12 protein-coding genes are annotated in these 8,356 nt (G+C 33.9%); 4 read left to right on the top strand and 8 right to left on the bottom strand.

Features of this window, described 5'->3' with window-relative positions; genetic code table 11:
- Nucleotides 1–2: 2 nt before the first annotated feature.
- Nucleotides 3–380 carry a DinB family protein gene (locus tag J7E81_RS30150; protein WP_215047816.1) on the bottom strand — a complete coding sequence of 126 codons (378 nt, stop codon included), beginning with the start codon at nucleotides 378–380 and terminating at the stop codon, nucleotides 3–5.
- 333 nt (nucleotides 381–713) lie between these two features.
- The gene (locus tag J7E81_RS30145; RefSeq protein ID WP_215047815.1) at nucleotides 714–1,274 is read right to left on the bottom strand and encodes a recombinase family protein; all 561 of its coding nucleotides are present in this window, start codon (nucleotides 1,272–1,274) and stop codon (nucleotides 714–716) included.
- 1,387 nt (nucleotides 1,275–2,661) lie between these two features.
- Between J7E81_RS30145 and J7E81_RS30140 the strand changes: the two genes are divergently transcribed.
- Together J7E81_RS30140 and J7E81_RS30135 are read left to right on the top strand one after the other, a co-directional pair.
- A complete protein-coding gene (locus J7E81_RS30140; protein ID WP_215047814.1) occupies nucleotides 2,662–3,144 on the top strand; it encodes a hypothetical protein in 483 nt (160 codons plus the stop codon).
- 87 nt (nucleotides 3,145–3,231) lie between these two features.
- Nucleotides 3,232–3,972, top strand: coding sequence for a DUF6060 domain-containing protein (locus tag J7E81_RS30135; protein ID WP_215047813.1), 741 nt, complete (start codon nucleotides 3,232–3,234; stop codon nucleotides 3,970–3,972).
- A 305-nt stretch (nucleotides 3,973–4,277) separates the two neighbouring features.
- On the opposite strand, the gene J7E81_RS30130 is transcribed toward J7E81_RS30135, so the two are convergent.
- The 3 genes from J7E81_RS30130 to J7E81_RS30120 all read right to left on the bottom strand — a co-directional run bounded on the left by J7E81_RS30130 (nucleotide 4,278) and on the right by J7E81_RS30120 (nucleotide 5,121).
- Nucleotides 4,278–4,526 (bottom strand): hypothetical protein, encoded by a 249-nt coding sequence (locus J7E81_RS30130; protein ID WP_215047812.1) that lies wholly within the window; start codon nucleotides 4,524–4,526, stop codon nucleotides 4,278–4,280.
- On the bottom strand, nucleotides 4,527–4,802 hold the full coding sequence (locus J7E81_RS30125; RefSeq protein WP_215047811.1) for a hypothetical protein: 276 nt from the start codon (nucleotides 4,800–4,802) through the stop codon (nucleotides 4,527–4,529).
- 85 nt (nucleotides 4,803–4,887) lie between these two features.
- Nucleotides 4,888–5,121, bottom strand: a complete 234-nt coding sequence (locus J7E81_RS30120) for a hypothetical protein (RefSeq protein ID WP_215047810.1) — start codon at nucleotides 5,119–5,121, stop codon at nucleotides 4,888–4,890.
- A gap of 164 nt (nucleotides 5,122–5,285) precedes the next feature.
- On the opposite strand from J7E81_RS30120, the gene J7E81_RS30115 reads away from it, so the two are divergent.
- The gene (locus J7E81_RS30115; RefSeq protein ID WP_215047809.1) at nucleotides 5,286–5,492 is read left to right on the top strand and encodes a helix-turn-helix domain-containing protein; all 207 of its coding nucleotides are present in this window, start codon (nucleotides 5,286–5,288) and stop codon (nucleotides 5,490–5,492) included.
- A 178-nt stretch (nucleotides 5,493–5,670) separates the two neighbouring features.
- Here the strand turns inward: J7E81_RS30115 and J7E81_RS30110 are convergent, their stop codons facing one another.
- From J7E81_RS30110 to J7E81_RS30100, 3 genes are all read right to left on the bottom strand, one after another.
- Nucleotides 5,671–6,009 (bottom strand): YolD-like family protein, encoded by a 339-nt coding sequence (locus J7E81_RS30110; RefSeq protein WP_215047808.1) that lies wholly within the window; start codon nucleotides 6,007–6,009, stop codon nucleotides 5,671–5,673.
- Nucleotides 6,010–6,112: 103 nt separating this feature from the next.
- On the bottom strand, nucleotides 6,113–6,418 hold the full coding sequence (locus J7E81_RS30105) for a hypothetical protein (RefSeq protein ID WP_215047807.1): 306 nt from the start codon (nucleotides 6,416–6,418) through the stop codon (nucleotides 6,113–6,115).
- A gap of 293 nt (nucleotides 6,419–6,711) precedes the next feature.
- Nucleotides 6,712–6,789 carry a YjcZ family sporulation protein gene (locus tag J7E81_RS30100; RefSeq protein WP_205182225.1) on the bottom strand — a complete coding sequence of 26 codons (78 nt, stop codon included), beginning with the start codon at nucleotides 6,787–6,789 and terminating at the stop codon, nucleotides 6,712–6,714.
- Between the two features lie 846 nt (nucleotides 6,790–7,635).
- On the opposite strand from J7E81_RS30100, the gene J7E81_RS30095 reads away from it, so the two are divergent.
- Nucleotides 7,636–8,208 carry a hypothetical protein gene (locus J7E81_RS30095; protein ID WP_215047806.1) on the top strand — a complete coding sequence of 191 codons (573 nt, stop codon included), beginning with the start codon at nucleotides 7,636–7,638 and terminating at the stop codon, nucleotides 8,206–8,208.
- The last annotated feature ends 148 nt before the right edge of the window (nucleotides 8,209–8,356 follow it).

The raw sequence follows: 8,356 nt of genomic DNA, 5'->3' as shown, positions 1-8,356 counted from the left end.
TATTATGGGTTTATATGATCTACTTTCGATTCCCCTTGGCTCAATCTTAGAATTACTTGATCCATTCTGCCGATAAGATCCTCTTTGCTATCCGAATTATTAGGTGGAGTATTTAGTTCATCTGGTAATCTAATTTTAATTGGCGGAAACCCTCCGATTTTATATAAATGCTCACCAAACTCCGTTTTCCCAAGGGGGTGTTCATCATTTAAAGTAGTGCATTTTTCCATATTATCTAGATACTCATGGGCAACAAGGATTAAATGATCATACATTTGCCCGATGGACCAAACCCCTTCTTCATCAATATATCTTAGCTGTTCCAAAGAGTAATTTAGTAGCTCATTTTTGTAAGTATTAATCAGTTTAAGTTCGCTCAATTTAATTCCTCCTTTGTATTTATTAACTCAAAACTAAAAATTTTACATTTTCTGTTATAACAAATTATTCAATATTAGATGATAAATACCTTCTTCAACAAACCTGCATCGATAGTTTAAGTACAAAGTTTCACAATCTTTCTTGTACAAAAGGAAAAAGGCGACCTTCCTTTTTTGAAGTATCGCCATCCTTTAGTTTCATGCACTAAATTAGTATATTTCTCTTTTTAAAAAAAGAAGACTTGTCCATTTTCAATAAGATTGTTTTCTATTCTATTTTGTCCCTTGTTCCTCTCTTGTTCCTTTCTTGTTACAACTATATATTGGCCCCCATCATCCCTTTGTTTTAGCGTATATGGTTGAGCGTGGCACGCCTGTTTGTTTTGAAATATCATTTACGCTCAATCCATTCCTTTCTCGCTCAGCGAATAGCTTTAATGCTCTTTTTACTTCCTTTGTATCCTGCCCTTTCCTTCCTAAATGCTTACCTTGTTCCCTTGCCCTTTCACGCCCTTCTTTGGTCCGTTCGTTGATTAGATCCCTTTCAAATTCCGCTATAGCACCCAGCATGGTAAACATTAGCTTTCCAGCAGCGCTTGAAAAATCAATTTGCTCTTTTATGAAAACAACACCTATCCCCTTTTCCTGCAAGTCATAAACAATATTATGCAAATCTCTTGTTGATCGTGCCAAGCGGTCAATCTTGTAAACGACAAGTTTGTCACCTTCCCTTAGATATTCCAACGCTTTTTTTAGTTCTGGACGTCCGGTGTTCTTTCCGCTTTTCTTTTCCTGAAAAATCTTAGAGCAGCCATACTTTGCTAGCTGTTCAGCTTGGAGAGAATAATCCTGGTCCAATGTACTTACCCTTGCATATCCAATAAGTTCCCCCATTACCCTCACTCCTGTCTAAAAGATATATAACTTCCTGTACATTAATTATATACTAACTTTTAGACAAATATAACAAATAAAAAAGGTGAAAATACAATTGTTTTTCACACTGAACAGAACTTACAACTTTTAGACACTTATAAAAGTAAAAAATCGCCATTGTACCTTCTATCAAATCAAAATAAAGAATAGCCATCCTATAAAAGTTTCAATGTACCTGGATTAAATTATGGGGTATAAGATAAAAATTTGTTGCCGAACATTCATGCATAAATTTTTAAATCGGGGTAGTATAATTAGTTCTGCAAAAACAAAATTTGGTCAGCTAGTTGAGTGCTACTTTCGTTAATTAATACGAGTTGTTAAATGCAAAAAGGAAAACCCTAGAATCGTTGATATTACTCAACTTCTAGGGTTTTTTATTTTTGTCTGCTTTGTAGAATAATGTATTATCCCCCAATTTGTTGGGGGAGGTTTTGGGGGAAGTTTTAAGTAAAAAAATATATGTGGACAGGTGCATTTTATTTTCTCAGTCAGCTAACCCTACGGAGACTTATTTAATAACGACACACTACGTTTTATTTATTTTTGAGGTCACCTGGGTCATAATGACCTTGATGACCTCAAAATTTACTATATGAGCGCAGAGATCAATAAAGATTTTTATTATTAAAGTTGAATTATTTTTAATGGACGATAATTGGATAAAAATGTTTAGCGCATACAGGCAATAGAAATGATCCCTAAGAGATACCAGTTTATTGCAGAATGTTTACATCATGCCGCTCATTCAATTTCTAATTGAATAAAATTAAATAGTAATTAAACGCCCAATAAAAACACCGTTTTAAAGAAAATCCAAAAATCTTAATAAATTAATATCTAATGTTTTGCGGACAAAAACCAAGGATGACATTATCTGAAAGAGAGTTTTTTAGCTCTTTCAATCAATTCTTGAAAAGCTTTGTCTAATTGCAATCAAGAATAAAAGTTCAACATTATACCCTCCTATTGGTCCGTGGTCAAGCCCATAAATCTATGTTCTTTGTAATTCGCAACTTTAGGAAAAATAAAAACCCTATAAGAAACTGGCGGGGTTTTCATCCTGCTGTAGCACAGTCTCATTCATTTTTATTTTGGGTGTTGCCATTACCTCTAGTGTTATTAAATCAGGAAAGGCAATGCTTGAAATCGTTGCTGTCTTTGCAAAATTGACAAAATTTTTTCTGTTTTTTTGAAAAAACATAAGGAATTTTTCTACATTCATGTTTAATATAAGCTTAGGTAACAAAAAATGCAAAAGGAGATTATCAGTAAAAAAGCAACGACCAGTATTTAGAACTAATGTGTTTCTTTATACGAGAAATAGAATATATGGAGGTATATTATGAAAAAGATTATGGCTGTTTTACTTATCCTTTTATCTTTACTTGGCTGTTCGAATACAAAAGTTGAAGGTGGTATTGAATCAAGTAGATGGTTTGACAGCAAAAAACAAATGATTACTAACCTTTTAAAAGAAGAAGAAATTTCAGCAAATGATATTATTGATAGAATAAAACTTGATAAAGAAGAGATTATTCTCTTTAAGTTCCATGCAAATGAAGGTGACGGAGTAGGTATTGCTACAGTTTTTCAAAAAGACAATAAATATAAATGGGAACGAAATCTTCAAAAAGTAATTCTTAAGTATAGAGATTATAATATAGAGACTCATACTACACTCACAACTACTTCTAATAATAAGTATGAACTATATTTAGGAGTAGCTACGAAGCCAAGTGAAGTTATTTCAACAGAGACTGGCGATATAAAACCGACCGTAGACCCTAAAACAAATTTCTATTATTATATCAAGCAAGTCGAATAGTGTAGATTTTTGTATTAAATTATCAGTACCATTTTCATCCTTTTTTTGTGAAATAATGTAAATATATCACGAAGGGGAGATGGTTTTTTGAAAAATTTTGCAAAAGGAATGGTTTTAACTATAATACTAGCCCTTGGACTTACAACATTTACTACTTTGGGTTATGCCGAGGGAGAGGTACCAACAGATACCACGCAGACAAATACTACGGACTCATTTTATGATCCTGACATGGGTTCTGTCATAACACCTTATAAGAGTACAGAAGAAGGATTGGTTCCAGTTTCCGAAGAGGAATATTTAGCTGATACAGAAGCTACCATGGAAGTTGAAAATTCTACAATAGAGTATGCTGAGCCACCGATCGTAAAAGGCGGACCTCAATACGAAGGGACTCTTACATATTGGACTTATTCTGAAAGTTCAGCAGTTAAATATTATGGAGATCCTATTGCTGTAACAGCTGGGGTTAAATGTACTGCATCGAAAGGATGTAATATTGCAAAGGGGCAAATGATTAGCGTAGCTACAGCATATAGTGTAAGTGCAAACTCAGAAATAAAAGCAATAAAAGCTGGAGCTTCATTTACATTTACAAGTACACTAACTAGCACTAGCACTTATGGTTTTAATATTGCTTATGGTGAAGAAGGCTATTTAGCATTTAAACCATACAAACGTAAAACAACCGGAACGCTCAGACAATATAATCAATATGGTACATTGCTAGCATCAAAATCTGCCTATGGAAGAAGTCCTATTAAACTTTCAAATGGAGAAGCAGATGGATATTATATTTTCATACACAAGGATTATCCTGGTCTATAATCAAAAAGCGAGGCTGACTCAAAAGGTCGTTGATTGACGACTATTTTGAGTCAGTTTTTTATTTGGATGTTTTTTCTTCTATTAAAGCACCGACTTCAATCCAGCAGTTGATATTTGTGCTTGTGATTTTATATGTTACGTTCGACGCCCGCTTTAGAACATGGTTTAGATGCTGAAGAGGCTATCTCTATTTTAGGAGTCAAGCTCCCCAATTTAGGAATTTTATTAATCAGTTTTCATTTAGAAGAGTGGTTACAAATAAGCACCTTCCCAAATGGAAGAGTGCTCTCAATATTATCGGTTTCTCACCGCAAATCTACATGCCGCTTGCATTTCGTACACTGGTAAAGGTTTGTTTCTACTTCACGATGCTTTTTTAATTTCCTGCATGTCTGACAGGAAAGAGTGACATACTTGCCAGATAAATCTTTGATTTGAACTCCCGCTCCATCCTCTACAATGATTTCTTCTTTTTCATCCTCCAAAATTGAACTAAATAATGCATATGTTATTAAAACTGTCAAAACCCCTGAAAAAAAACTCACCCAATTCATTTAACAATCCTCCCTGCCGTTTAATAGGTAAACTAGCTCACCTTCACCATTATTAATGAGGATTACCCTATACGATGTTTGTGTCCAGTACTCTTTCTGCAGTTTGTCCACCAGCCCTGCATTGTTCAAACTTATTTCGATTAACAGCCCAGCCAAAGTCGTTGGCTTCATATTGCAAGCTATTGCAAGTCGATTCAGCTTGTACCCTTGCTTATTCGTTAGCGACACGTTCACCCGATGAATTTTCTTTCCGCCTAGTCCCTTCCCTTCTATCAAGTTATAAGACCCCCTTTCCAATCGTCATGACAATTGACAATGTCAAGCGTGTTACACTGTTACAAAGTGCCTGCAAGAGAAGAGGCTACTCCGTTTTCAGTATTAACGGAGTCCCTTTCGTAACGATTGCGGTATGATCATTTGGTGCTTGAACAGGTGTTCTTTCAGATTTTATCACTTTCCGCTGCCGCATATCCTTCTCGATCAGTCGCTTTACGTAACCGCTAAAATTGACGTTCTCGATTCGTTCTAAATACAGCCTATCATCTTCGTTAGTAACATTGAATGATACTGATTTAATGACCTTGTTTTTGCTCACTTATCTCTCCTCCTTTCGATTATTTACTCTATGGTATGACTGGTATTATCTATATATGAATAATTGAGGTATATTTATATGAATTTATAAGGTGATTTTTTAACCCTAAACATTCATGAAGGAATTGCACCCATTTTGGGGTATTATCTTTATAGGTGATGATAATGTGGAAATGTAACATCGAGGTACTTATTAAAAAAAGCGGATTAAGAAAAGATTACATAGCAGAAAAAATAAAGGTATCTCCACGCCAGTTACGGAAATATGAAAAATTTGAGTTATTCATTCCCACCGAAACCGGTTTATTACTTGCGGAGCTGCTTAACTGTAAATTTGACGACTTTTATGAAAAAATAAAAGATAAGGATTAAGCGGTATGACCGGTATGACCCTACAAATTAGGATTGAAATTTTCAAAGTGAAATAGGAAAATAAAAAACATTAAAATGGTTTTAGAAGACCAACAAAAAAACCGCTAGTGCTTGAAACACTAACGGTTTAATACTTTATCGAAGTCGGAATCCTTTTTACTAATCGTGTTCCTTCAGACTAACTAACGACCTTTACACCTACAACATTCTCGAATGCCACCCGCTCAAACTCTCCGTCTTTAACTTCAATCCGTAGCTCATGTGTTACTGGATCAACAAGGTGTATTCGCCCTGTCATTTCCTTCGTAAAGCCCTCGACCCATATCGTCAGCGTTACGGAGTGGTTATATTCCATTGCGTAAATAATCCGTAAATCGAACTCTTCTGCTTTATGTTCGTCAATGATTGGCTTCCTTTCCCGCTCAGTATCCCGCCAAAAATCGCACTGTGTCTTCACCAATTCTGGCAACTGAAATGCCGCTTGCCATTTAACTATACCGCGATCACGTATCGCCATATAATCTCCTCCTTTTTTAATATTATATACGAACAAGAGTTCTAGTATACACAAATAAAAAACGCCAAAAATGGCGTCCACTTCTTATTCCCGTAGATTACTGTCATTTCAAGCATCTAGAGTGTTTTGTTTTTCTTAAATACCCCGTTTTTAATATTCGATGAAGTTCATCCTTTGTCTTACCTTTTATAACACTTGTTACATATTCTTTGTCTACTGGTTTATCGTCTAGCTGAATGCCACGGCGGTCCAATACACGAACCACTTCGGCTATACTGTTGCTGTAAGCATATTCTTTTATTATTAGCTTATCCAGTGTGTTCGCCTCATACAGTTCCGCTAAATCTATGTAATCTTGAAGCCTTTTTATTTCTTCTTTTGCCATCCTTACAGTAATCATATTTGACATGTAACATCTCCTCTCTCTAGAAAAGGATTCAATATATTTAAATAAATACATTTTAACGATATTGTCAATATTGTTAATTATTACTGGCATTTAAAGAAGTCTTAATGAAAAATGTATAAATGCTAATATTAATACTTAATTATCAAGCACCACTTATTGTATTAACGGGGCAGGATAGTTCAATAAGAGATGCCTGCTTTAAGTGAAATAGGATAATAAAAGAAAATAGAAGCGTGGTTTGACGCTTCTATTAATGATCGTTGCTATATGTGGTTGTTTCAACCTGTATCAGGTTAGTATACTCTATGAAAATGTGTACCAACAATAATTAAAAGGATGAAAAGCACTACGATTAAAGCAAAATGATGCATAATGTAACACCTCCTTTATTAAAGAAGTAATACATCATATGACAAAACGATTTCTATTGAAATGGACAACCATGGAATTATATAAAAAAAGATAGTTGCTGTACATTTCGAACAAAAGGTGTAATAAAACCGAGTTGCTTATTCAAGTAACTGGCAGGTTAGTTTAAGTAGGAATTTGTACTTTCTTCCAGAATATAATTTATTAGACATATATAGGGGGAATACAAATGGGGTTCTATTGGGTGGGCTTTATTTTTTGGTTTTTAATTGTTGCTTCATTTCTATTATTAATATTGGGTTTTATGGAAAAAATCTTGGAAAGCTTTAATATACAGTGGAATCTTCCTCATTTTACCTTTACTATATTTTGGTGGTGCAGAGAATTGGTTGAGACTGCTTATTCTTTTTCCTCTGATTCCTTTTGTGCTTGCACTTTATATAAAAAAAGAGTTTAGCCCCTTTATGAATCCGTTTTGTTCGGGTGCTTTCTTTAGAGAAGCACCCTTTTCATCTTGAACTAAAGATGCAGTTTAGTTGAAGAAGAAAGCCCATTATTATGAAAATATTGTAACCTTTTTACATATGAAACGTAATAGTTCACAGGGGGGAATAAAATGGTCGGAATAGGAACTTGGATACCATTATTGTTATCTATCGGAGTAAGTGCAGTAGTTATTTATTTCATTTTTAAATCAATTAAAAGGTAAAATAAACGGGATTTGCTACGGCAATCCTGTTTTTTATTATTGCACTAACGGGGCAGGTTTGTTGAAGAAGGAATAATAAATTACAATATAGAAAGTAGTTCCAGAAAGTAAAACGAAGTTCCGAAAAAGGGGTTTATAAATGTTTAGGATTAATTTTCAAATAGTAGAATCGCCAACGCTAAGAAGTTGGTTAACTGAACCAGATTTTGACCCATACTTACATTTAAATGGTTTTATAGATATAACTTATAGAGAAAATAGTTTTTTTTTGAATTACTTACAAACACCTTTGAACGGAAGGATTCCATTTGAATCCAAAATGAAGTATCTAATTTTTAATATAGTCAATCACTTGTTAAATTTCTTTGCAGACTCAGATAAACCTGGCTTATATGAATTAGGGGAATCACCAAACATTTATAAAATAGTCGTGGTAAATGAAAATAACCAAATTCAATTATATATGCATACAGATTTTGTGGACGTTGAAGAAGGTATAAAAGTACATTGGTATGACGGTAAGAATATTTTATTTCAAGAAAATATGCCAATAAAAAGTAACTTTATTATAGATAAAGAGGAATTCTTAGATGGAGCGTTAAAATCAATCCAAGATTTTTTCAGTAATATAACTGAAAAATTTCCTGAACTGGAAACTAATGAACTCTTTATCTTATTAAAAAGAAGGTATGATAAAGTGAGAAAAAACTAAAGCTGTTAAAAGCTTTTTGTATGATTGTGAAATAATGTTCTTAAACTAATGGGTGCGTTAGTTCTGCCCCCTTTAGTTAAACAACAAAAAAGCTGCCTAAGCAGCTGAGTGATCTTGATAGTTAAGGAAAGAAACGCAAACAAAGTGA

Origin of the sequence: Bacillus sp. ISL-18 (assembly GCF_018613415.1) — a bacterium.
In the GTDB taxonomy this organism is placed as follows: domain Bacteria; phylum Bacillota; class Bacilli; order Bacillales; family Cytobacillaceae; genus Neobacillus.
Note: the sequence above shows the minus strand (reverse complement) of the source record. Positions and strands in the feature narration are given on the sequence as shown.